Below are 24627 nucleotides of genomic sequence, written 5' to 3' on the forward strand. Positions count from 1 at the left end.
TCGATCTAATTATCTTGTGGTGAGTTCTGGATTAATGCGTGTATTAAAGTGTAAGAATTTGCTGGTAATAGCTTACACTGCCTGCTAGTTCATATGATCTGTTGGGGTAAAAGTGGAGATTTGCCTACCTTTAAGATAATATTTACGTGAATAAATCACAAAAAACTGCCTTGTGGACGTTGAATTATGCTTGTAGATTTTACAGTCGAAAACTACCGCTCAATTAAAGAACCTGTAACCCTAAGTGCGGTTGCTCAAAAACAAAGCGATCGTCAGACAAGCCAAAGCAGCAAACGCAAACGGGTGAAGTCAGATCATGAAATTGCACCTGGATATCATGTTGAAGGGTGGGACATTGAGCTTTTACCTGTTCTAGCAATTTTTGGAGCTAATGCATCAGGCAAGAGTAATGTTATTCAAGCTCTGGATTATTTATTGCTGATGATGTTTCATGGTACACAGGAAGCAGTAACATTGCAGAGAATCTTTAAATATGCAACATTAAACCCTTTTAAATTAGATAGTATCTCTATTCATAACGCTACAAAATTTGAGTTAAGAACTGTATTTAATAATGCTATTTATACCTATTCTTTAACACTTAATCAGAATCATATACTATTAGAAAAATTGGACTATACTTTAAATACAACTAAGCGTCCGCGCCGTTTGTTTCATCGTCAATGGAATGAGGGTAACAAGAAATTTATATGGAAAACTGGTGATGATTTTGCTGGAGCGCATAATCAACTTCAGGAGAATATTAGAGAAAATGAGTTATTTATTACTACATTAGTAAAATTGAAAGTAGATAAAATTCAGTCTTTTTTAGATTGGTTAAAAGCTGCTTCACATGGAATCAGTTTGAGGATTGAAGATTTATTTTTAGCTATAATTACGGAGAATCCAAATATTTCATTGTTCAATAAATTACTTAAAGAAACATTAAAGATTGTACAAAAATTCGATACGGGACTGTCCAGAATAGAATTTCAAAAAAAATCTGATGAACGGATTGGCTATAACATATATGCTGTACATAATACTAATGACGGTAATGAAATTCACTGGCTTTTTGATGAAGAGTCTCTTGGTACTCAGCACTTATTTCAATTGGCATTCCGCATAGTATTCTCTCTGGAAATAGGAGGATTGGCAATTGTTGATGAATTAGGCACAAATATTCATCCTAATATTGTAAGAAGTATTATCAGAATATTTCAAAATTCTAAAACCAATCCAAGAAACGCTCAACTAATTTTGACAAGTCATGATAATACCTTACAAAGAAACAACTTGTTACGACGCGATCAAATTTGGTTTACTCAAAAGCGCTCTGATCAAAGCACTGAGTTGTATCCTTTGACTGATTTCCATGTGCGAAATGATTTGGCTATTGACAGAGCTTATTTAGATGGTCATTTTGGAGCCGTTCCGTTTCTCCCACCTGAAGAGGAAATGATCTTACAGGGTGATGAGCAGTGCCAAGAAAGTTAAACCGTCGCCCACCTAGTAGAAATATTGCTCAGAAAATACTAATTGCTTGTGAAGGAAGTAAAACAGAACCAATTTATTTTAATAGTATCCGCAATGAATTACGTTCATCAATTTTAGATATTATTGTATTACCTCATCAAAACAGAACTGATCCACGTAGCATTATTGAAAGACTCATCGAAGAACGACAGCAGAGGAAAGATAACCAGCAGTGGAGTAAAGAAGATAAAGCTTGGGCTGTTTTTGACGGAGATGAGCATATTGAAAAAAGTCTGGCAAATTGGCAAAGTGCAATAAATCGAGCTAAAAGCCAAAAGATTGATCTGGCAATTACAAATCCTTGTTTTGAACTCTGGTATCTAATTCACTTTCAAGACCATTTTGCACAAATCACTCGCGATAGATTAGTTAATTTGCTTGAAATGCATATACCAGACTATGACAAATCAATGTGCTTGTATCCAAAACCATTGAAATCCTTAACTCAACAAGCAATTCAACGTGCTGAGAAGATTGCAAAGCAGATAGAACTAAATGAATTATCTGAGCATTCAAATCCCTGCTGTAGTGGCTTGCCTAAACTGATTAGTAGTTTATTAAGTTTAAAGAATAGTTAGAGAAATTACTTAAAATTATTTTAATCAGCTTTATTTAATTAGTGCGTGATTACAAAAATGGTGGTTGTTCACGCGTCGTGGCTTTATTTGAATAATTTATGCGATCGCTAATGGAGTAATGATAATAGGACTTACGCACACTCTACGAATTCTCGGCGCTCTTGGCGTCTTGGCGGTTCGATAAATTAAGCTTTTTGGCAATTTTTGCGTAAGTCCTAGATAAATTTCATAATCATATAGGGTAGTTTTAAAGACAAGCCGAACTTGCAAAAGTCCGGCTGAGTTTAATCAATCGTCTATACGCAGCAGCTTGCGGTAAAACAGTTGTGAAAAATCGGTTGCACGATGACGTTTATAATTGTCCATAAGTTCAATTAAAAAATTAATAAACTCAAAACTGGCCATCATCAGTTCATAACTTAGATCAGCGTTGCCATCAAACTGGATTCGGCAACGCGTTAAGTCTGAGGGTAAAGTACCAACATTCCAGGAGGCTACAAAGGGGACATGCTCACTGGCTTCTATCTTCCGTTGTCCCTCCAAGACCCCTTTTTGATAGAGACTGATGGCATAGGGTAAGAAATTGCGCTTAGCACCCTGAATGTAAGGTAAGTAAACGCTTGCTTGTTGTTGAGTGACAGGCTGGAGTTGCTCAATAGACATTGTTAAATATTCTTCAAGTTAGTTAGCAATTGGGGATATTAACGTTCTTTTATTACTCTCATTAGAGAATATTTAAAACCTTGTTTCTCCGTGCTTGGTTCCAAACAAGGATTTTTTTGGTAATGCTTATCAAGCGGTGAGCATCTTATTTTTCTATTTTCAGAGATATAAAAGAGCGTTAGTAGCTCTTAGTAGTATTCCCAAAAAATGTGTCTAAAGCACACAGTAGGGGAGCATGGGAAGAAGAACTATTGACCCATAGCCCATGCTCAATGTCCCATAAATGAAGTTACTGCTAAGAAATATTAAAATTTCGGTTACAATGATGCTGCATTAACTTTTATCGAAGCTGGGGGCAATAACACTAAAAATCCTCACTGAAAAGTGGTGGATGTCCTTATTGCTATTGCTGGCAACGATAAACTGCTGCTATCTTGTGATTACTTTTCCTAATCTGGAGTTTCCATTAGTGAAAGTCCGATACAGGCTTCCTACCCAAGTGGTTATCAAAGGAATTAAGCCTCTGTATAAGAGTAGTAAAGGTGGTTAACACAAGGTAATTAAGCACAGTGACGGTGAAAACAAAGGTAGTCCCAGCGGCTTGTAGCTTAGGGATAGCGGGTATTGCAGTTTACCCATTTCGATTAATATCGGGAAAAGTAGCTTGGGGATATTTGTCCGTAAAATTACTAACTGTAGACAAATACTGGTTTTTAAATCAACTAACCTATGCCAGCGAATTCCTGGCCCGAAGAAGATTCTTATCAAGAGCTTGATTCGCTCAACTCCTTGTTGTCTGACCTATCAGTAGATGAGGAGTCAGCGTCTGAGACAGAACCTGTGTCTTTAACATCCCAGTTTCAAGGTCGTAGACGCAAAGCCGCTCTAGTCTTGACTATTGTCTGGAGTGGCACGATCGCTCTACATTTAGTTTCTTGGGCTTCCATATTAATTCTAGGACTGACCACCATTCTAGGATTTCATGCTTTGGTGGTAGTGTTTGCTAAATCCCGTCGCTATCCAAAAGAAATACAGGGAGATTTGCCCTTTATATCTATGCTAGTGGCTGCGAAAAATGAGGAAACGGTAATTGCTAAATTAGTCAATAATCTTTGTAATCTGGAATATCCAGGTGGGCAGTACGAAGTATGGATAATTGACGATCACAGCAGTGATAGCACGCCACATTTATTAGCAGAACTAGAACAGAAATACGAACAACTGAAAATACTAAGGCGTTCAGCAGAAGCTAGTGGTGGCAAATCAGGGGCGTTGAATCAGGTATTGCCGCTGACAAAGGGCGACATTATAGCAGTCTTTGATGCTGATGCCCAAGTGGCACCAGATTTGTTACTAAAGGTAATACCTTTATTTCAAAGGGAAAAGGTAGGGGCGGTGCAGGTGCGAAAAGCGATTCTGCAAGCAGACGCTAACGCGAACGCCAACGCTAAAGAAAACTTTTGGACTAAGGGTCAAATGGCAGAAATGGCACTTGATACCTGGTTTCAGCAACAGCGGACTGCCCTTGGTGGTATTGGCGAACTGCGGGGCAATGGTCAATTTGTCCGGCGTTCAGCCTTGGAAAGCTGCGGTGGCTGGAATGAGGAAACCATTACCGATGATTTGGATTTGACAATCCGCTTACATTTAGAAAAATGGGATATTGAGTGTGTTTTTCATCCAGCGGTGCAAGAAGAAGGAGTGACAAGTGCTGTTGCACTCTGGCATCAGCGCAACCGTTGGGCAGAAGGCGGTTATCAACGCTATTTGGATTACTGGGATTTAATTCTCAAAAACCGCATGGGAGGGCGCAAAAGCTGGGATTTGCTGATTTTTATGCTGATTATGTATATCTTGCCGACAGCAACAGTACCAGATTTATTAATGGCGATCGCCCGCCATCGTCCACCAATGTTAAGTCCGATCACAGGCTTGTCCATTTCTATGTCGATGGTAGGGATGTTTACAGGTTTGAAACGGATACGTCAAGATCAGAAATTCCCACTTTCTACATATTTTCTGTTGCTGGTGCAAACCCTGCGTGGCAGTTTATATATGTTGCACTGGTTAGTCGTCATGAGCACTACTACTGCCCGCATGTCGGTAAGACCAAAGCGCTTGAAATGGGTGAAAACCTTGCATACGGGGAATGGGGAATAGCCCTTAACGGAGAATTTAAAATTTAAAATGCAAAATTAGCAATAATAATTTTGCATTTTTTTATCGGAATTCAAAGGAATTCCCCATCCGTCTGTAGCTTAGGGGATGGATAGCGGAAAACGCAAGCGGAGCGCAGTAGACAATTGCCTTTGAATGTTAAAATAGAAAAGTGAGTATGAGCAACTGTCTACGTGTTGAAGCATTCTAGTTTTGGTGAGATTCCGGCGCAGTAAGTCACTACTGTTTTTAAGCAGCAAGCCTAAACAACTGACAAGCAATATCAGAATGCAGAGCGTACCTCATGAGGCTGAGTGATAGACTCTGAAAGCTTAAATCCAAACCATAAAAGTAAGCCCAATTCTTACGCCTCTTGTATGGGTGTTAGTTTGAGGGTCTAGAGGGATACTTGAATGTCCCACTGTCATCACGAGATGTCAGGAATCCCCATCCGCTTATGCGGTGGGGTGGTTCAATCATCATCAACTTCTGATTCCTCTACCCACTCAGATGTAGTTATAGAATCGGAGAATTGTGTTGAATCCTCTGCAAAGCGGATAATTTGTCCGTTGAAGAATTCTGCCAGACGTTGAGCTGCGATCGCTACTTCGTCAGGTTCCCAATCAGGTGTGGGTGTTCGCTTTGGCGCTGTAGGCAAAGCGAACACCCCATTTTCATTTGCTCCATTTCCATTTACCCCATTTCCATTCTTTCCTACCGGCTCGGTTTTTACTGGTGCTGTTGCTGGTGGTGGACTTGGTGGCTGTGGTACTGGCGCTGAAGGTGGAATTTGCTGGTTGTAACTGGGAGTAGGCGGTTGCTGAGGGCGAGTAGAGTCTTTTGGCGGAGGAGCTTTTTTAGCTGAGGTAGGAGTTACAGAGCTTACTTGTTCCAGATTTACTTGAACTTCACGCTTAAAAGTCTGCTGGAAAGCTGCCTTCATCATCGGCAGATCAGATTTGAGTGTTTCATACCATTTAGAACCTTTGACAGCAATACGCGCTACAGTACCGTTAAACTCTATTAGCTGGCACATTTGCCCCAATAAAGCTTGTCTGGAAGGCATCGGAAAATTAGCACGCACCTGTTGCCAAACCTGAGTTAAGTCATATTCTGCTTCTTCAACAACTTCTGAAGTTACTGGTTCGATTTTCGCAGGCGGCACAGGAACAGATACAGGTTCTGGGGTTGGTGGTGAAACTGAGTTAGCAGCAGAATTGTGATTTGTTTGCCGTTCAACTGCAGGAGATGAAGTGACGGGCTGATTTTGGGCAACTGCTAGGTGAGAATTGTGATTTATTTGCCGTTCAATTGGAGGAGATGAAGTGACGGGCTGATTTTGGGCAACTGCTAGGTGATTGGGAGATGCAGAATTGTGATTTGTTTTCGGTTCAGCTAGAGGTACAGAAGAGACGGGCTGATTTTGGGTAACTGCTGGAGGATAGCTTGGAGATACAGCAAGTGTGTTAAGCGGCGCGACACTTGGGGCTTGTGGCTGAATAATCGTCGCACTGGGTAACAATCCTAATAATGTTACCTCTAACCACAAACGCGGCTGGGTGGTATTTTTAATTTGCACTTCAGCTTCTCGCAGGTGTTTTTGTCCTGCTAAAATCACGCTCATATCAAAGTATTGAGCAAACTCAACCAGCGCTGTCCAGGTTTGCTGAGTACAAGCAACCAAATCGTGGCGGTTGGGTGCAGTTTTGGCAATAAGTAAATCGCGGTAGAAGGCGGCGAGATTTTGCAGAAGAGTTAGCGGTTCTCGACCACGATCTAGAATGTAGTGAATACAGTCTAGAACTGCTTCAGGTTTATCTTGAGCGATCGCATTTAAAAGCCCCAGTAAGTCTTGTTCGCTCACTGTCCCCACTAAATCCCAAACTCTATCCGGTGTCACAACACCTGCTAACAAACCCAATTGATCGAGTAGACTTTCGGCATCTCGTAACCCTCCCTGAGCAAGTTGGGCTACCAAGGTTACAGCATCGGGTGAAATATGAATGTTTTCTTTAGATGCGATCGCACTTAAATGCTTTACCATCGCTTCTAATTGAATGCGTCTAAAATCAAACCTTTGACAGCGCGAAATAATTGTTGGTAACACCCGTTGCGGATCTGTTGTCGCCAACACAAAAACTACATATCTCGGTGGTTCTTCTAGTGTCTTTAGTAGCGCGTTAAATGCCTGAGTACTGAGCATGTGACACTCGTCGATTACATAAACCTTGTAGCGACACTGCACAGGAGCAAACTGGGCTTTTTCAATCAACTCGCGGATATTATCGACACCAGTATTACTAGCGGCATCGATTTCAATTACATCTAAGGCGTAGCCCTTGGTGATTCCCTGACAAACTTCACACACCCCGCAGGGTTCAGCAGTAGGCTTGTCACTTTTGAGACAATTGAGGGATTTAGCCAGAATCCGGGCACTAGAAGTTTTCCCCGTACCTCTAGGCCCAGTGAATAAATAGGCAGGGGCGATTTTGGATGTGCCGATCGCGTTCGTGAGGGTGGTAGCGATCGCCTCTTGTCCCACCAGTTCAGCAAAACTTTTGGGGCGATATTTGTGGTGCAGGGGTTCGTAAGACATGAAAATATAGACTTCAATGCCTTTCAAAGTTAATTACTAGCACCGAGTCGAGTTTAGGATTCAACTATTTTAAACTCTCGTACCTGCTTTGTTTGTCGATATTGCCATAAGGCAAGACTCAACTAATGCCGTAAATTTTGGCACTCAGGAAACTTGCAGCCAGAGCATATCTTTTACTATGATTTCAAGATCAATCGTATTGGAATTATAGCATATCATTTAGTACATTTGTTCTATGAAGAGTTGGGAAGATTAAAGAAATAGACAAATCCCCAAGTTTCTTTCTTCAATAAGGGGTTAGTAGTACACCACATCAACAATAGACCTCTTGCATAAGTCGAATAGACCCCCCTTAATCCCACGCCACTTGCTACAACGGAGGGAACCTCCGCAACGCAGTGGCTCCCCGATATATTGGGGGGAAACTTTAAATCTTGCCCCCTCCCCTTCATAAGGGGAGCCACTGCGTTGGGCGGCTCTGCCGACTTGAAGCAAGTGGCGTGAGGGTTGGGGAGGGGTGATTCAAGGATTTTTGCAAGAGGTCTAATGCTTTGTGGATAAGTTCGTAGTAAGGACTTTAGCCCTATATTAAATTCGGGCAGTCGTTTATTGAATTCGGGCAGTCGTTTATTAAATTCGGGCAGTCGTTTATTGAATTCGGGCAGTCGTTTATTGAATTCGGGCAGTCGTTTATTGAATTCGGGCAGTCGTTTATTGAATTCGGGCAGTCGTTTATTGAATTTGGGTAGTCGTTGATTGAATTCGGGCAACCTCCAATAATTTACATAGAACCAGGGTGAGGTTTCTTTAAGCTATTCGACGTAAATTGCGTCGAGAGAGAGTGTGTTTTAGGGAGGATCTACGTTTCAGGCTTCAGTATCTAAGTCCTATACTTGTCTCAAGCAAGACTCAGAACATATAAAGAATATCGATAGTTTTTAAGGGTTTATACTGAATAACTTTTAAATAAATGTTGTTATATTCTCAATGGGCAACAAAAATGCCTTTTCAAACTACTCTCACAAACTTGTAATTTAGAGACTGATGCTAGATAAACTAAGGGTTTTAGGTTTATTTAGTTAAAGATTTTTATTGTTGGATAACCATAGCAATTGTGTAGTCTTTGTCTTTGTTCTACAAAGAATCAAGATACTATTTATGTGTGCTTTTAAATACCAAAAAGTCAGGAACGCAACATTTAAACACTAAACCAAAAATTTTTTACAACTATGAATTACAAACCAAGTCAACTGCTTTTTATTGATGCGACTGTTAATGATATTGAGACTTTATTGCAGGGGGCTTTACCTGGTATTGAAGCGCATATCCTTTCTGGTGAGCAAGATGGTGTAGTCCAAATTACCCAAATTTTGCAACACCGTCCAGAAGTTAATACAGTTCACATTGTTTCTCACGGTGCGCCCGGATGTCTGTATTTAGGTAATAGCCAACTTAACCTTGATACCTTAAAAAATTATACTTCACAGTTACAGGGGTGTTCAAGAGAAAATCTCAACTTACTTTTATACGGTTGTAATGTTGCTGCTGGTGATGCAGGAGAGGAATTTCTCTACAAACTACGTTCCTTAACTGATGCTAAAATTGCTGCTTCCGCAACAAAGACAGGTAATGCAGCATTAGAAGGAGATTGGGATTTAGAAGTGACTCTGGGTGAGATTACACCCAAACTCGCTTTTAGTCATCAAGAAATAGCAAATTATGCAGGTATTTTAGCCCCCACAGTACCATTTGATGTTTCATCAGCATTTAATGTTGATGCCATTGTCAACCGTACTGGTGGAGTTACTGACACTACCCAAACGGCGGTTGATGCGACTAACAGGGCTTTGATAACTCAATCCTTCGCGACTTTTGCTAATAGTACTTTGGGTAATGGACTGCCAGATAACGGATTGTTTAGCGCTACTAACTTTCATCCAGATATTCAACTCAGTTATAGAAACAGTGACAACGGCTATAATGCTCATCTGATTAAAACCTCTACTGGGAGTTTTACGTTTAATGTTTCTGGTCAGTATGCTTATGTGCATCTAGGTTTAACTTCAACGGAAGGAAGCAGCAATGTCGACTTGACCTTAAACTATAGTGATGGAACAACGAAAACTACTAATAGCCAAACGATTCCCGACTGGTATAACGAAATTACCGAATCGAAAACGCTTTACTATCTGATTAATGACTTAGACTTAAGTAATGCTGATGCGACTGGCTTTAACAATGCCAATGATCCGGCAATATTTGGGGTAAGGTTCTCAGCGAATGCAGCTAAGACGCTTCAGAGTATCACAGTTGAGAAAACTGCTTCCACAGGATATTTAGTCTTTTTAGGGGCGACGGGAGAGTTGAATACTGCACCTACCCTCAATACTCCCACTGTCATCAGTTATACTGATACACCCAATGATGACACCTTTACTGCTCAAACTGGTACCTTAGCTGCTAGTGACCCAGATAGCGAACAAACCCTCACCTACGGTATTGATGGTGGTACAGTCAATGGCACAACTGTCAATAAAATCGGCACTTACGGTACACTTAGTCTCGACACCAGCACCGGAGCATATACCTTTACACCCGTTGATAGTGCAATTGAAGCACTGACAAGCAACGCTACAGAAGGATTTAACGTTACAGTTAGTGATGGTACTGCTATTGATAGCAAAACCTTAAATATTAACCTGACTGGTGTAAACGATACACCGACTCTCAATACTCCCATTGCTATTAATTATACTGATACAGCCAATGATGACACCTTTGCCGCTCAAACTGGTACATTAGCGGCTAATGACCGAGATAGTGGACAAACTCTGACCTACGGGATTACTAGTGGTACAGTCAATGGCACAACTGTAACCAAAATCGGAGCCTACGGTACACTTAGTCTCGACACTACCACTGGAGCATATACTTTTACACCTGATGATAGTGGAATTGAAGCACTGACAAGCAACGTTACAGAAGGATTTCCCGTTACAGTTAGTGATGGTACTGCTACCGATAACAAAACCCTAGATATTAACCTCATCGGTGTAAATGATGCACCCATCTTACAAAATGCGATCGCTGATCAAATAGCTCAACAAGATACAGCTTTCAGCTTTACTTTTGATGCTAATACCTTCAATGATGTGGATGCCGGAGACAATCTTACTTACTCAGCAACTCTACAAGATGGCAGTAATCTACCTAACTGGTTGAAATTCAATGCAACTACGCGCACATTTAGCGGTACACCAACTAACGCCGATGTTGTCAATCTAACAATTGAGCTACAAGCTAAAGATAATGATGGTGTAAGTGCCACTGACACCTTCGCATTAGCCGTCGAACCCAATAATGGCACACCTACCCTTAAGCTTTCAAAAATTGCGGATGATATCTTTAAAATCTCTAATAGCAGTAGCAAATCAAAACTTCAAGTTACTCTCACTGGACAAAGCTCTAATCTTGTAAATGAACTAGGAGTGTTTACCGTTGACGATGCTCAAGGTAATATCAATGGTATTGCTCCAGGCGCAGCAGGTTATGCCCAAGCAGCTTTAGACCGAGCTAAGGTAATTTTCTCTGCTATTGCCAATCTTCCCAATGGGTTTAATACCGACAATTTGATACATCTGTTGGAATTTAACTCCGATGATAACTTCAGATTTTATTTGGTGAAAAATAGTACAACAGATGCTGTACGAACTGGAGTAACTCCACTCACAGACATCCTATTTTCTGATCCTTTAACGCAAAAGATTACAGATTTGGGGAATGATGACTTTTCCCTTGCGTGGAAAGATGGTGGTAATAACACTGCTGACTTCAATAATCTGGTAGTAAAAATTCAGTCCACAAATGATTCATTACCTCTGGGTACAAATCTGCAAGGAAACTCCCAAGGAGAAGTGATTGATTTGCGTGGTGTCACAAATCAGGTAAAAGCTGATTTTGTCGTCAACAGAGAAGCAGATTTCAAGAATTTCATCGGCTTCTATCAAGTAGCTGATGAAAATGGTGGCATTGACACCAACGGAGATGGTAAAGCAGATATTCTCACCGGACAGGCTGGTTATACTGAAGCCGCAGTTCGGGGGCGGGTTGCAGGCATTGACTTGACAGTTAATAACCAAGGTAGTGCAACTTTCACAGGAACTTTCCAGCCAGGTTCTATCTTTGTACCATTTATTATTAGTAATGGTACGCCTGATGCTTTACTTGATAGCAATCCAAATAACGATCCAGCAGTTTACTTCCCATTCTTAGGAGCTAACACTGATAAAGTAGATCACATTCGCTTGTTAGGGAATAATGTTTTTGGCTTTGAGGATTTAGCAAGTGGTGGTGACAAAGATTTCAACGATATGATTGTGCGAGTCAATCTGACTATCGCCTAGTACCGCAAGGCGGAAGTCACTCATTCAAAAGTCAAAAGTCAAAAGTATTACGGAATGGGCTTTTTAGGGTTCTTAAATGGTTGCTATATTTACGCCGTGTTGTACTAGTCTAAATTATTAAACATCGCCTATACTTAGTCGAGCCAATGTTGAACAATGTTGTTAAGCATCATTGGTTTAAGTAAGGAGCGGGAATAATTAAAGGTTTATAATAAGGGCTAAAGCTGAATGGCACTGAGTTTAATTACTTGTTAAAGCAAGCAAGGGGTGCAGGGGAGCAGAGGGAAAGTTGCAGTAAGTCTTTCCGCTTTGCCCAATGCCCTAGAGGAAAAAAGAGATTTTCTGTCTATACATACATTTTATTGACTGAACTAGCGCCATAGTCCAATGCGATCGCTACAATTTTAGGATAAGCAATATTCGATGGTGCAGCAGATGCTCAAGCGGCTATTTCAATGGCTCAAAAAGCTTTTTCAGAGCTTGTTTGGTGGAAAACAGACTGCCTCAAAATCTAGGGGGAATGTGGAAAAAGAACCAGCACCACCCCTAAGCGATACGGATCTGGAATTTCTGTTTACCGAACTGTTGCAAGGAGTGCATCAAGCACGAGGGGAAGCATGGGCCCAAAAGTGGCTGCATAATATTGAACATCGGATTACAACTGAAGACTGGGTTGAATGGTTAGGGCGCTTTGGTGAAAGATTGCTAGCATCACCTACACCCAATAATGAAATAGCTGCGCGGTTGGTGCAACTGGGTGAGTTGGGCATCGGAGAAATTGGAGATGTTGCCTATAGTATCGGGATGCAGTTGTTGACACGCAATCAAGGTGAACCAATTTGGGAATATGAAGAACCAGATGCTATTAGCACGATGCCATCTGAGCCAACCGCCCCAATATTAGAGTCAGCAGATGTGCCAGAGAACCTCCCGGAGGGAGAATACCAAACTGTCACGCTAGAACAGTTGTTTGTGATGTTGCAGGAGGATGAAAGCTTACGCCAGCAGATTGCTCAACAACTTGCCGTTGAGACAGATGATCCCCAAGTGCTTGTGCAGGCATTAATTAATCAGTTATATCCTGCTGGTGAATCGACTGTAGAGCAAACAGAAAATTAGTTGAATCTGAGAATTGTAACGTTGTAATGCTGGACTCTTGAAGTTTTGTATATTTTTTGCTAACCTGCTACGGATGCGTTATCCGGATCTAATTAGTTTTTACGTAATTGATGATTTTTTTAACACAACGATGGCTACAATCTAGAAAAACAAAATCCAAGAGTGTGGCAGATGCTCAGGCGGATATCACAGTCGCTTAAAAGATTTTTAAAGCGCCTCATTAAAAGTAAGCAGACTAGTTCTCTCAAGCGTGGGAGAAGACATAATCTGGTGGAGATACTACCAGAACTAACCAATGCGGATCTGGAACAATTGTTTATCCAATTGCTAGAAGGCGTGCATCAAGCACGAGGACAACAGTGGGCATTGAGGTATCTGCAACGGGTCGAAAATCGCATTTCGGCTGAACGCTGGATAGATTGGTTGGTGATGTTTGGCGAAAGCTTGCTAGCTTCACCGACGCCGAATCCTCTATTAGCAACACAGATGGTGCAATTGGGGGAACTTGGTATTGGCAGAATTGGAGACGTTGCCTATGACATTGGCATCCGGCTGATGCAAAACTTACCCACACAGATAGAGTATGAGGAGAATCAGGCGCAAGATGACACAGAAACCACTCCAGGGCAAGAACTGATTCGCAATTTAGGCGAACAGTTATGGGAATATGATGAGCAAAATGTAATAGAAACTACTCCAGGGCAAGAACTGATCCGCAATTTGGGGGAGCAGTTATGGGAGGATGATGAGCAAAATGTCGTAGAAACCACAGAAGAAATTCTCCCAACTACACCTGGGCAAGAGCTAATCCGGAGCTTAGGTGAGCAGTTATGGGAATATGATGAGCCAAATGTTGAAGCAATAACGCCAGCGCCCGAAAATGCCTCTTTTGAAGAAAGATTGACCGAGAATTTAGAGGAACTGGTATTGAAGTATGAACGAGAAGATGCCCAAGCCACAATTAGAGAAAATCTTCCTCTCCCCGCAGCGGAAGATTCAATCACCTCATTAGCCGAACTGAGGTTCGGTGATGAAGAGAAAGTTATTTCAACTAACACACCAGTAAATCTCCTTTCCACAAAACAAAGAACTGAATTAGCAACGTCTGACTCAGTGGAAACCTGGGATAACACTTTGACCAATTTAGAGCCAAATGTAGCTAATACCTTAGATGAGTTGTGGGTAAGGTTGGATCAAAGTACCAATTTAGTCCAGCAACTTGCTTCTAACTTGGCAGTTCAAAGCAGCAATTCCCCTGGTATTATTGAGCGACATAGCGATAATCCGATTACCCAGGCTCAAACGTGGTTTTACCAAGGTCTAAGCCAAGCTAAAACAGGTGATTTGTTAAGCGCGATCGCATCTTATGACCAAGCCATCGAACTGCAACCAGAATTTTCTGAATATTGGTTTAACCGAGGCTTAACGCTGTTTCATTTAGAACGTTTTGATGAAGCGATCGCATCTTACCAAACCGCCACAGAACTGAAACCCGACTACTACAAAGCTTGGTACAACCGGGGTGGAACTCTCGGAGAATTAGGATACTTTGAAGAAGCGATCGCTTCTTTTGACAAAGCCATAGAAATTAAGTCAGACTATCAAGAAGCTTGGTCTAGCAAAGGTTTGGCACTGCTGAAGTTAGGTTGGCTACCGGAAGCTATTTCTAGTTATGATCAAGCGCTACATCTGGAACCAGAAGACCAGGAAAACTGGTATCACCGAGGCATAGCTCTAGCTGTAAGCGAACAATTTGCAGAGGCGATTATATCTTACGACAAAGCGCTAGAAATTGACCCAGACTACCACGAAGTTTGGATAGACCGGGGTGTAGTCCTGTTTAATTTAGGAAGGTGGTCAGAAGCGATCGCCTCCTGGGACAAAGCACTTTCAGTTCAAGCCGACTTCTACTTAGCTTGGTACAACCGGGGTATAGCGTTAGACAATTTAGGACGTCGTGTTGAAGCGATCGCCTCCTATCAACAAGCGATCGCCATTAAACCCGACTTCCACTTAGCTTGGTATAATCAGGCAGTAGCATTGTTTTATTTAGAACAATTTGCCGAGGCGATCGTCTGTTATGACAACGCTTTGCAAATTAAACAAGATTATTGGGAAGCTTGGATTGGTCGTGGAACCGCCGTTGGCAACTTAGTGAATGCTGACGGATTGCTGAATTTGTCGAGTAGTATAACAAATCCCGCCTTACAACAGGGCGGCTACGAAGGAAAATTAGCCAGCTACGAAGAAGGGTTAAAGCATCTGCGGACAGATACCCACCCAGAAGGTTGGGGTAGATTACATGTTGCGATCGGTAATACTTACTACGAGCAGGGCAAAAAACATACCAATACCCGCGATTATTGGCGCAAAGCTGCATCTGAGTATCATCAGGCGTTGTTAACCCTGACACTAGAATATTTTCCGCAGTTGCACTTAGAGGTTTTACAATCTCTAAGCAAAGTGCTGATGGGTTTGGGACAAACAACACAAGTTCAAGAATTACAGCAACGCGGCACAGATTTATTGCAACAATTATTGAGTGAAGAAACTCGCTCTGACGAAAGTAAAAAACAGCTAGCTTTGAAATTTACAGGCTTTAAGCAGTTGGCAGTTGATTTAGCTGTAGAGTCTGGCGATTTAGTTGAAGCCTGGGAAATTGCCGAACAAGGCAAAAATGCTTGTTTAAACTGGCTACTTTCTGGCTGGAATGATGAGATTTACTCACCTGAGTATGGCGCAATTCAACAACTATTCAATCCCACAACAGCAATTATTTACTGGCATGTTAGTCCAGTCGCCCTACACACATTTATTCTCAAAGACCAAGCGCCATCACCCATCCTCCTATTTACACCCATGCAAGATCCTGGGGCAATACCTTTAGGAGAAGACGCTATCCGTCTAAATGAATTGCCGCTACCCGAAGCAGTGCAACGCCTAATTGAATTTGAAAGTTGGCTAGAAAATTGGCATCAACAATACCAAGAATATCGCAGCACGGCCCAAGACAAAGAAAGTAAAAGCCAGCATTCTTGGCGAGTTGACATGGAACAGAAGCTAGTGCAACTGTATAACATCCTGAATATTTCCACAATTGCACAGGAACTCGGAGGCATCACCCAACTGGTTTTAATTCCTCACCGTGACTTGTACAGATTGCCCATTCATACCCTTTTCCATCTCGCTTCTCCATCTCAAGAAGAATTGCCGAATGTGGAATCAAATTTCACCGTCACCTATCTGCCTAGTGCCCAAATAGGTTTATCAATAAAAACTGAAGAGATTTGGCAGTGGCAAAATCAGTTATTGCTTAGTGTTGAACATCCTGAAAGTGCAGGTTATCCCACACTAAAATTTGCTAAACTTGAGTCTGAAATTGTGAGCCAAATGTTCAATAATCTTCAACGAATTCAGGGTTCTGAAGCTACGAAAAATATTGTCGAAAAGTCCTTATTTGATAATTACAACATATTTCATTTTACGGGTCGTGTCACTAATAATTTGGCTGAACCTAAAAAGTCAGAATTAGCATTAGCAGGTGAAGATAAACTTACTTTAAATGAAATCTGCCAACAGAATCTAGCAGGTTACAACCTTATTACCCTCTCTGCTTGTGAAAATTTAAGTACTAGCAACCACACTATCAGCAGCGAATATGTGAGCTTAGGGAGTGGTTTTGTGAGTCAGGGCGTTCCTCATGTAGTGAGTACTCTTTGGAGTGTAGAATCTTCGGCTAGTGCCTTGGTAATGATCGAGTTTTACCGACGATTACACCCTAATAAATCAGCAGTTACTGCTTTAGCTGAAGCAACACGATGGTTAAAAGAACTAACTGCCGGAGAACTGACAAAATGGTATGAAGATATCTTGAATAATTTGCACCCTGAGGAATTACGAATTCAAACTTATTTAGCGACACAACTATATAGAAATAGTAAAATGGCATCAGATAAAAATCTTTATAATCATCCTTACTACTGGGCAGCATTCACGATTACGGGTAAGCCAAATTAATCTTTTGAAACTTCGTCAAAATAATTCATAAGGTCAATCTAAAATCGTAAGAATTCAGCAGTCACAATAGTGGAAGAATCAGGAGCTAATTTACTTTACTCATGAATTTACTTGTGATATTAAACCTTCTATAAATTCTGATCTCTGAACTTTTCCCAATAATCTAATCTTAAATTTAGGACTCTTAAAGTCTCTGCTTGGGTACTCCGCTTTGTTTTTTTTTCCGATTTAATCCTAATTTCTGTAACGCCCGACACATTGCACTTCGGCCTACCGAATTTCCAGTCTTGTCTGCAAATAATTCACACAACTCTATCAATGTTGCATCTGGATGTGATTCAACTAATTCTCTCAATTCTATGTCAGCATTTGTTAGATGACTAAATTGTGGCTTTCCTCGCGGCTTGGCTTGTAAATTTCCTTCAAGTTTTTGTTGTTTTACAAGCTTTTGGACTAAACTCTTTGAAACGGAAAATATGTTAGCTACTTTCCTGATTGAGATATTTTTCTGAAGATGTGCTGCAACTATTTTTTCTCGAAGATCGAGAGAGTATGATTTCATTTAAAAGCATTTATATTTTAATCTAGTGTACCTTATAACAGACGGAAGTGCTGTATGCGCGAATGGCTAAATGATAATAATTTACCTACGCTGTCTGAGCCAATTCCAATTATTATTTGTAGTAAGAGTGTTCCAAAAAATAAATTATCCAAAACCTGTCATTGCGAGCGCAACGAAGTGTAGCGAAGCAATCCCAAGATATTGCGATTGCTTCATTCCGCTTTGCTCCATTCGCAATGACAATTGGGCACTTTTTTACTTGGAGTACTCTAAAGCTTTGGAATGCTTTTATGCTAAAGATTTGATATTATCTGGCAGACATGATTGAAAAACCTGCCAATCTTTTAAAAAGACTAGCAGGCATGGCTTATCATCAATCGGAGCGGCGGGATTCGAACCCACGACCTCCACTACCCCAAAGTGGCACGCTACCAAGCTGCGCTACGCCCCGGTCAGAATTATTATTCTATAGCAAAACTCTAGGATAATCAATAGGCAAATTTAAAAAACCTTAAGTATCCCAGTAGCTTGCAGTAAATCTGGAACAGCAGAAGCATCCCATTTACCTTCTACACACCGCCCTGTATTCAAGATGAAGCGCAGACTGTAAGCATGAGGATAGCCTTCCACCTCCATCCATAATAAATCGCTTTCAGCTTCACAAGCAATTTTTTCCTCTTCCATCAATTCAGTTGCGAGTTGCTTCATCGTGTCTGCTAGTTGTGCTAGTAGACGGCAAAAATCATTCAACTCGGCTTCGGTTAACTCAATTGCCCAATCATCTGTACCGACTAAACCTTTAAAATCAGGTGCTTCGGGGTTCCAGCCAATACGCCAGCCAGATCCGCTTTTTACAACGCGTTCCATAAAAAGTTAAAAGTTAGGAGTTATTAATTTACAACTCATAACTTTCCTATTACTTCAGTAATTCGGCACCTCCTCGTTGGGGTGGCTGTGGGGTAGTTGATGTACTAGGATTGGCTGTGGTATTCGAGTTAGGCGATAAAGTATTTTGAGAAGTCGGATTAAATATATTGACTAAGACTTGCACTAAAGCATCTCGCTGGCTGCGGGTGAGTCGGCTGATGGCTTTGCGATCGCCTTCTAGAGGATTTTCCCGTAGTGAATCATTTCCTGGATAGCTAGTATCATAGATAATTTCGTTCGCACCCAGGTAATCAGCTAAAGTTAGCTTCCAATCTAAGCGATAAATTGGGGCACGCCCTTTGGTATAAATATGATATTTAATCAGGCGATTTACCAAGGTGTTGTTTTCGGCAACTTTTCCATTTTCTTTGCTGATATAGTTATTTTCCCGTGGTAAATTTGGCAATTGCTGATATACTTTCTGCCAAACATCGCCAGGAGTAATTCTCTGAGCGATCGCAGGTTGGATGCTAAATAAATTTGTATGTATTGATTTGTCAGCCCCTGAACTCAAAACAATTACACCCACTACCATTAAGGTAGTGAGTGTCTGCCAGTGCTTGAGTCGGGGTTGAATGAACGATAAATTTTTGCTCATCCTACCTTCTCTAAAGTCTTTTTTTATATCTCACCAATAATCTCTGGCTGAGTCAATTCATCGGACATTTCGATAATTGCCCTTAGCACTGGTTTCATCATCACATCTTCGTTACTTTCAAAGTCTTCATAACGCCGACGTTTAGCACGATTTGCCACCTGAACCGTAATCCGGTAACGATTTGAGGCTGCACCAATCAGCTCCTCAGACCGATGCATAATTTGAGACTGAGTTGTCTCGAACTTAGAACGCTTTAGCATAATTAGTGGTTTTTGGGGTCATTCCCCAGTGTAGCAGTCCTGATAAATCTGCCGCTGTGTATTTAATCGTTAGCAACCTCTATGTTGATAGAGGTTGAGAATGTTTTAATCACTTTATAAGTTAAGTTACTTATAATACTACCTAACTAAAGTGACACACCCTTATGGCTGACCTTTTGGAAACTGCTGTCAACGCGGGAAACTTCAATACCCTGGTAAAGGCTGCTGAAGCTGCAAATCTCATAGAAATTCTGAAGAGTCCTGGTTCTTTTACACTATTTGCACCAACTGATGAAGCCTTTGCCAATCTGCCAGAGGGAACTTTAGATTCGCTACTACAAGATATCCCCAAGCTCAAGAAAATTGTGGCGTATCATATCGTTAGTGGGGATGTTCGGTCTGATGACTTGGTACAAATTAATGAGGCAGCGACGCTTGAGGGGTCAATTGTAGCCATTGAATCTGCCGACGGCAAATTTAAGGTAAATAACGCCAATGTCCTCAAAACAGATATTTTGACAGACAATGGCGTGATCCATATTATTGATGGGGTGTTGATGCCTGCAATGGTGGCGGGAAGCTAATGCATTGGTTATGAGGTATGGGGCATTGGCAAAGAAAACTACTATTCCCCAGTCCCTAGTCCCTAGTCCCTAGTCCCCAGAATGCATCCACTGCGTGCAGGAAGAGTTAATGACAACTGCTGAGTTTCTGCTTCACCATTCCACTCAACCTCAGCAGTGCCATATAACAACTTGTTGGGTTGAGTACGCAAACTGACGACATCTGCATTCGCTGTTGCCGAACTTGTGCCAGCGTTGATGGCAATTATCAATTCCTCTGTCCCCAAAGTTCGCGCAAAGATATAAAGTTGTCCTTGAGCATAGAGGACTTGGTAATCACCTGTACGCAACGCTGGGTAAGTGTGGCGCAGGGCAATTAATTGACGGTGACTATTGAAAATTTCTCGCTCCCATTTGGCTTCTAAAGGAAAGCTACGACGTGAGTCAGGGTCTATGGCACCAGGTAAACCAACTTCATCACCATAGTAGATGCTGGGGGCACCGGGAAAGGTGAGTAGCAGTAGAGTTGACAATTCCACGCTAGCTTTATCGCCGCCTGCAATGGTCATCAATCGCGCTGTATCGTGACTTGCTAGCAAATTGAGTTGAGTTAGCTGAATTTCCCAAGGGTAAAGTTCCAGTACTTCCTGGATTTTAGTGGCGTACTCAGCAGCAAATAAGGGTGGGTAGGGTTGATAGTCACGGCTTTGGACTTGTTCTAAGACTACGCGATCGCCAGCCGCAAAGGCAATTGTTGGCCCGGTAAATAGATAATTCATTACCCCGTCAAATTGCGTCCCATCCAACCACTGTCGAGAATCTCCCCAGACTTCGCCCACTATGTAAGCTTCGGGATTGACTGCCTTAACGCGATCGCGGAATTCCTGCCAAAAGCCAGGAGTTTTTATTTCAAATGGTACATCTAACCGCCAACCGTCGATGCCGAATTTAATCCAATATTCGGCAATTTCCATAATGTATTCCCGGACTTCTGGATTGTCGTGGTTAAATTCTGGCAAGGCACGATTTCCCGCCCAACCTACGTAGTTTGCTCTTAATTCACCAGTGTAGGCTGCGAGAGGCCAGCCTTCGATTTTGAACCAATTTACCCAAGGCGAATGGGGGCCATTTTGTTAGCTAAGGTCGGAGCGTCACCACTCCGCCTCGCCTTCAGAACCGTGCTTGAGACTTTCACCTCACACGGCTCCTCAATGACTTGGTGTTTGTCACACATACCTCTATTACCCATAGGGCTTAGGCGGTTAGAAAGGATTAGCATCTAGCCATTCCTCACTTAACTCTTCTTTGCCGACAGCATCTAAGGCTGTTACGTTATCGTGGCAGTGTCGATGAAGAATTTGATAGTTTTTGTATTCATCTTTACCACCTTTGTGGCGGGGAATAACGTGATGAATTTCCATCCGGTCTTCATCTTTGAAGTACAGTCCACAATGAGTGCATTTCCCTTGTTGTCTTTTTAGTAGTATAGCTACTCTTTTGTTTGCTTCCGGGTGTTGCCCCATTCTTGAACTCCAGTAAATCCAGTCTCCGTCGTAAGGGCTGCGGTTCCCTTGCACTTTGGTGTGTCTGATAATTGGCGTTCCTGCGTGAGAACGAAGACGCTCTTTATCTCTTGTCGCAAATTTCCATCCTTCTCCAGAATCTATCAGCCAGTACTTATTGCTGACCCAATGCTTGTTCTTTTGTGGATGGCGACGGTCTGCCCAAGCTCTTAATTGGTTGTACATTAAGTAATCTACTTTTGTAAATGTAGATTTACTTGCTTGAGTTGAGTAATATCTAGCCCATCCTGTGATTATTGGATTTAGTCTTTCTATTAGCACCGATTGCGGCGCTGACCTATGGGCTTTGATGATATTCCCTGTTTTCTCAAGGTGTTCTTTAACCTTCTTTGCGCTTGGGGTGATTAGCGGCTTAAATCCAAGGGGTTTGCCATTGGTATTTTTGATTACGCGGTTCTTTCCTGTAGGAAATTGCCTAATATTAAAACCAAGAAAATCAAACCCTGTTCTTCCTTCTAACTCATAAAGAGTATGAGTTAGGTGTGTTTTACTTGGTTTAAGCTCTAAGCCCATGTCCTTTAACCAATCTGCGATTATCTGCTGGCATCTTTGGACAACGGTTAAATCTTCGTGCATTATTACGAAGTCATCGGCATACCTAATAAGTACGGGCGATAGGATTTTTTTACGTTTTCCGTTTACTTTAGGGTTTGTGACAGGAAATGCCTGTTTTATCCGATTTTCCATACCGTGGAGAGCTATATTTGCCAAAAGCGGAGAAATAATCCCGCCTTGTGGTGTACCCTCAGATGTAGAGAATAGCCTTTTGCCATCCATCACTCCCGCTTTTAACCAAGCTCGAATTTGCCGACTAATGGTGGGGGGTGTATTTAATTTTCTTAGCAGAGCTTCATGGTTGATGCGGTCAAAGCATTTGGAGATATCAGCGTCAAGTACATACTTGGTTTTAGCTTTTACCTCGCTAAATATTGCCGCAATCGCATCATGGACTGAGCGTCCTGGTCTAAAGCCGTAGCTATTTGCCTCGAATTTAGCTTCCCATTCGGGTTCTAAGGCTAATTTGGCTAATGCTTGCAAAGCACGGTCATGTATTGTCGGGATACCAAGCGGTCTTTTCTCCTCTGTTCCTGGTTTGGGAATCCAGACTCTTCTGGTGGGAGCCGCTTTCTGTCCTAATTTTAGGTTATTTACCAAGACAAGGCGTGCTTTTGGGGTTAGACTTTTCAATCCATCCACACCTGCCGTCTTCTTTCCTTGGTTGTCCTGAGTTACTCGACGTACAGCCATGCATTTTGCTGACCAGGATTTCGTTACTAATCTCTGGAGTTTGTGAACTGTCTTGACATCTCCACGTTGAGAGGCTTGGTAAATCCGTTTTTGCAGCTTAAACACTCTACGCTCTAGCTTGCGCCAGGGTAGCTTGCTCCATTCATACGTAGTCGTTAACTCGCTCATAACTTATAAACCGCTATTAGAGGCTTTACCTTCCAAGTCACCGTGTCTCCGTCAGCTTATCCCTAATGTTACTTAGGGCATTTGCTTCTGAGACAATCCCTCCTAGCTCAATGCTTGCGCTGGCTACTACTCAGTAATCGACCTTTCCTGAGAGCATTGAGTAGGTTACTTCGTTCCTGATTTCCGTTGTTGCGTTGGTCTTAGAGTCTCTCTATCCACCGGGAGATTTTGTGGATGCAAACTAGCACGAGGACATTGCTAGTTCTTTTTTTGATAGCCCTTTTAGATGACTACCACTATCTCCTTTCCCTTTTGGGCAAGCCAATAATCCGTGTAGGCTTGTTCACGATTACGATGGTTCAGTCGAGAGTTCGTATTCCTACTCATAACCAACTTTGCTAGACGGGATTCTCAAGTCGGATTCTGAGTTACCGCCGTGATTCCCCGCTTCACCTAGTTAAGCTGCCAAACTTAATCAAGTGGGGGACTCGCTGTTACTCCTGCATCTGGAGAGATGGAATTGATTATTTTGGCGTTTTGCCCCTAGCTGTCTTCGCTTTGTTTGGCTCGGCTAGTTATCTCACCATCACGGAAATCAAGTTGTCAAGGTTCTGTTACCTTGCAGTCATCCCTGAGTATTACTACTCATTTAGACTAACGAATCGCACCTAAAACGTCGTGGAAAAAGAAAAAGCCACGGCTGGAATGGTTAAACACGCCATCCAAAACGACTTTGATATTCCGTTGATGGGCTGCGTCTAGCAATTCCTTAAAAGCCTCGTTACCCCCCAGCATCGGGTCAACTTGATAATAATCGTGGGTATGATAGCGGTGATTACTAGCGGATTGAAAAATGGGTGTAAAGTAAATCGCGTTGATTCCCAGATCCTGTATATAGTCTAAACCTTCCATGATGCCCCATAAGTCGCCGCCTTTATAACCTTGGAGTGTTGGCATAGCGTCCCAATCTTCCCAACGGGCTTCACGCAGCAGCCGTTTGCGCGGTTGTTTGCTTCTGGCAAAGCGATCTGGAAATATTTGGTAGAAAACAGCGTGTTTTACCCAGTCTGGTGTTTGAATTTGCATGAATAACTTTTTGTACCTTCAGAAGCGATCGTTGCAAATATTAGCTTCTTTATGGCTCCTACTTATGATAGAAAATCTGTGATTTCTCAGTAGTCATTATCGATTTATACCCATTTTTTATGAAACAAGGGGCATCCCCTTGTTCTAAAGCAATCTCGCAAATAATCGCTATTAACTATTCTGACTACAATTTGTTAGTGTTTAATATTTATTAAATTTATCTTTTTGATTTATTACTTAATTATTCTTAATTTTATTTTATTCACTTTGTCCGTAATGATTTAGGCAGACACTGGATTAGTTTAATAGCTTCATAAAAATTCCCAGTGACCCCAGTCTTGGGTAATTCTTAGATGCGGCTGCTCAAAGATGTCTCACGAGCCAGAGAAAATCACTATGAGGGAGACATAATTTATGAATATGAGTTATGAATTAGCAATTGTCTTAGGAATAACTTCCCGCCTCCTAAGAGGTTGTTTGAAAAGTGGTTAGCTGTGATTAAAATCACCCCCCTTAATCCCACGCCACTTGCTACAACGGAGGGAACCTCCCTTCGGGTTCAG

Annotated in this window: 14 protein-coding genes, 1 tRNA gene and 2 pseudogenes; 7 read left to right on the plus strand and 10 right to left on the minus strand. The window is 41.8% G+C overall.

Annotated elements, in window-relative coordinates:
- Positions 1-186: 186 nt before the first annotated feature.
- Both V7K35_RS23140 and V7K35_RS23145 read left to right on the plus strand, forming a co-directional pair.
- Positions 187-1497, plus strand: a complete 1311-nt coding sequence (locus V7K35_RS23140) for an AAA family ATPase (protein ID WP_335082005.1) — start codon at positions 187-189, stop codon at positions 1495-1497.
- Positions 1482-2114, plus strand: a complete 633-nt coding sequence (locus V7K35_RS23145) for an RloB family protein (protein WP_335082007.1) — start codon at positions 1482-1484, stop codon at positions 2112-2114. Before V7K35_RS23140 ends, V7K35_RS23145 begins: the two co-directional genes overlap by 16 nt.
- Before the next feature lie 288 nt (positions 2115-2402).
- Here the strand turns inward: V7K35_RS23145 and ebsA are convergent, their stop codons facing one another.
- Positions 2403-2777: a type IV pilus biogenesis protein EbsA gene (gene ebsA / locus V7K35_RS23150; protein WP_335082010.1), complete on the minus strand. Its 375-nt coding sequence runs from the start codon at positions 2775-2777 to the stop codon at positions 2403-2405.
- Between the two features lie 729 nt (positions 2778-3506).
- Here ebsA and V7K35_RS23155 point away from each other — a divergent pair.
- Positions 3507-4937 (plus strand): glycosyltransferase, encoded by a 1431-nt coding sequence (locus tag V7K35_RS23155; protein WP_335082012.1) that lies wholly within the window; start codon positions 3507-3509, stop codon positions 4935-4937.
- A gap of 469 nt (positions 4938-5406) precedes the next feature.
- Here the strand turns inward: V7K35_RS23155 and V7K35_RS23160 are convergent, their stop codons facing one another.
- Entirely contained in the window at positions 5407-7530 is a 2124-nt protein-coding gene (locus tag V7K35_RS23160) for a DNA polymerase III subunit gamma/tau (protein WP_335082014.1), read from the minus strand.
- A 1229-nt stretch (positions 7531-8759) separates the two neighbouring features.
- Between V7K35_RS23160 and V7K35_RS23165 the strand changes: the two genes are divergently transcribed.
- The 3 genes from V7K35_RS23165 (at position 8760) to V7K35_RS23175 (ending at position 17069) form a co-directional block, all read left to right on the plus strand.
- Positions 8760-11933: a DUF4347 domain-containing protein gene (locus tag V7K35_RS23165; protein WP_335082016.1), complete on the plus strand. Its 3174-nt coding sequence runs from the start codon at positions 8760-8762 to the stop codon at positions 11931-11933.
- Between the two features lie 423 nt (positions 11934-12356).
- On the plus strand, positions 12357-13052 hold the full coding sequence (locus V7K35_RS23170) for a hypothetical protein (protein WP_335082018.1): 696 nt from the start codon (positions 12357-12359) through the stop codon (positions 13050-13052).
- 171 nt (positions 13053-13223) lie between these two features.
- Positions 13224-17069 (plus strand): CHAT domain-containing protein, encoded by a 3846-nt coding sequence (locus V7K35_RS23175; RefSeq protein WP_335082020.1) that lies wholly within the window; start codon positions 13224-13226, stop codon positions 17067-17069.
- A 184-nt stretch (positions 17070-17253) separates the two neighbouring features.
- Here V7K35_RS23175 and V7K35_RS23180 read toward each other — a convergent pair whose 3' ends face one another.
- The 5 genes from V7K35_RS23180 to V7K35_RS23200 form a co-directional block, all read right to left on the minus strand.
- Positions 17254-17631, minus strand: coding sequence for a helix-turn-helix domain-containing protein (locus tag V7K35_RS23180; RefSeq protein WP_335082022.1), 378 nt, complete (start codon positions 17629-17631; stop codon positions 17254-17256).
- 377 nt (positions 17632-18008) lie between these two features.
- Positions 18009-18082: transfer RNA gene (locus V7K35_RS23185), tRNA-Pro, on the minus strand.
- A gap of 50 nt (positions 18083-18132) precedes the next feature.
- Complete coding sequence (locus V7K35_RS23190; RefSeq protein WP_335082024.1) at positions 18133-18498, minus strand: DUF1818 family protein; 366 nt, start codon at positions 18496-18498, stop codon at positions 18133-18135.
- 49 nt (positions 18499-18547) lie between these two features.
- Positions 18548-19156, minus strand: a complete 609-nt coding sequence (locus V7K35_RS23195; RefSeq protein ID WP_334797856.1) for a hypothetical protein — start codon at positions 19154-19156, stop codon at positions 18548-18550.
- A gap of 23 nt (positions 19157-19179) precedes the next feature.
- Positions 19180-19416, minus strand: coding sequence for a DNA-directed RNA polymerase subunit omega (locus tag V7K35_RS23200; protein ID WP_334797857.1), 237 nt, complete (start codon positions 19414-19416; stop codon positions 19180-19182).
- 164 nt (positions 19417-19580) lie between these two features.
- Between V7K35_RS23200 and V7K35_RS23205 the strand changes: the two genes are divergently transcribed.
- Complete coding sequence (locus V7K35_RS23205) at positions 19581-20000, plus strand: fasciclin domain-containing protein (protein ID WP_334797858.1); 420 nt, start codon at positions 19581-19583, stop codon at positions 19998-20000.
- Positions 20001-20062: 62 nt separating this feature from the next.
- On the opposite strand, the pseudogene V7K35_RS23210 reads toward V7K35_RS23205, so the two are convergent.
- From V7K35_RS23210 to V7K35_RS23220, 3 genes and pseudogenes are all read right to left on the minus strand, one after another.
- A pseudogene (locus V7K35_RS23210) lies at positions 20063-21112 on the minus strand (alpha-amylase family glycosyl hydrolase); the annotation flags it as partial.
- Positions 21113-21241: 129 nt separating this feature from the next.
- Positions 21242-22978, minus strand: a complete 1737-nt coding sequence (gene ltrA, locus V7K35_RS23215; RefSeq protein ID WP_335082026.1) for a group II intron reverse transcriptase/maturase — start codon at positions 22976-22978, stop codon at positions 21242-21244.
- 669 nt (positions 22979-23647) lie between these two features.
- Positions 23648-24064 (minus strand): annotated as a pseudogene (locus V7K35_RS23220) (alpha-amylase family glycosyl hydrolase); the annotation flags it as partial.
- Positions 24065-24627 lie beyond the last annotated feature (563 nt).

It is taken from the genome of Nostoc sp. (assembly GCF_036917275.1).
GTDB lineage: Bacteria > Cyanobacteriota > Cyanobacteriia > Cyanobacteriales > Nostocaceae > Nostoc.

Excerpts from the sequence above, each read along its gene's own strand:
- V7K35_RS23195 (WP_334797856.1), bottom strand. The coding sequence starts at position 19,156 with ATGAGCAAAAATTTATCGTTCATTCAACCCCGACTCAAGCACTGGCAG.
- V7K35_RS23200 (WP_334797857.1), bottom strand. The coding sequence starts at position 19,416 with ATGCTAAAGCGTTCTAAGTTCGAGACAACTCAGTCTCAAATTATGCAT.
- V7K35_RS23180 (WP_335082022.1), bottom strand. The coding sequence starts at position 17,631 with ATGAAATCATACTCTCTCGATCTTCGAGAAAAAATAGTTGCAGCACAT.
- V7K35_RS23140 (WP_335082005.1), top strand. The coding sequence starts at position 187 with ATGCTTGTAGATTTTACAGTCGAAAACTACCGCTCAATTAAAGAACCT.
- V7K35_RS23190 (WP_335082024.1), bottom strand. The coding sequence starts at position 18,498 with ATGGAACGCGTTGTAAAAAGCGGATCTGGCTGGCGTATTGGCTGGAAC.
- V7K35_RS23175 (WP_335082020.1), top strand. The coding sequence starts at position 13,224 with ATGCTCAGGCGGATATCACAGTCGCTTAAAAGATTTTTAAAGCGCCTC.
- V7K35_RS23160 (WP_335082014.1), bottom strand. The coding sequence starts at position 7,530 with ATGTCTTACGAACCCCTGCACCACAAATATCGCCCCAAAAGTTTTGCT.
- ebsA (WP_335082010.1), bottom strand. The coding sequence starts at position 2,777 with ATGTCTATTGAGCAACTCCAGCCTGTCACTCAACAACAAGCAAGCGTT.
- V7K35_RS23170 (WP_335082018.1), top strand. The coding sequence starts at position 12,357 with ATGGTGCAGCAGATGCTCAAGCGGCTATTTCAATGGCTCAAAAAGCTT.
- ltrA (WP_335082026.1), bottom strand. The coding sequence starts at position 22,978 with ATGAGCGAGTTAACGACTACGTATGAATGGAGCAAGCTACCCTGGCGC.
- V7K35_RS23165 (WP_335082016.1), top strand. The coding sequence starts at position 8,760 with ATGAATTACAAACCAAGTCAACTGCTTTTTATTGATGCGACTGTTAAT.
- V7K35_RS23155 (WP_335082012.1), top strand. The coding sequence starts at position 3,507 with ATGCCAGCGAATTCCTGGCCCGAAGAAGATTCTTATCAAGAGCTTGAT.
- V7K35_RS23205 (WP_334797858.1), top strand. The coding sequence starts at position 19,581 with ATGGCTGACCTTTTGGAAACTGCTGTCAACGCGGGAAACTTCAATACC.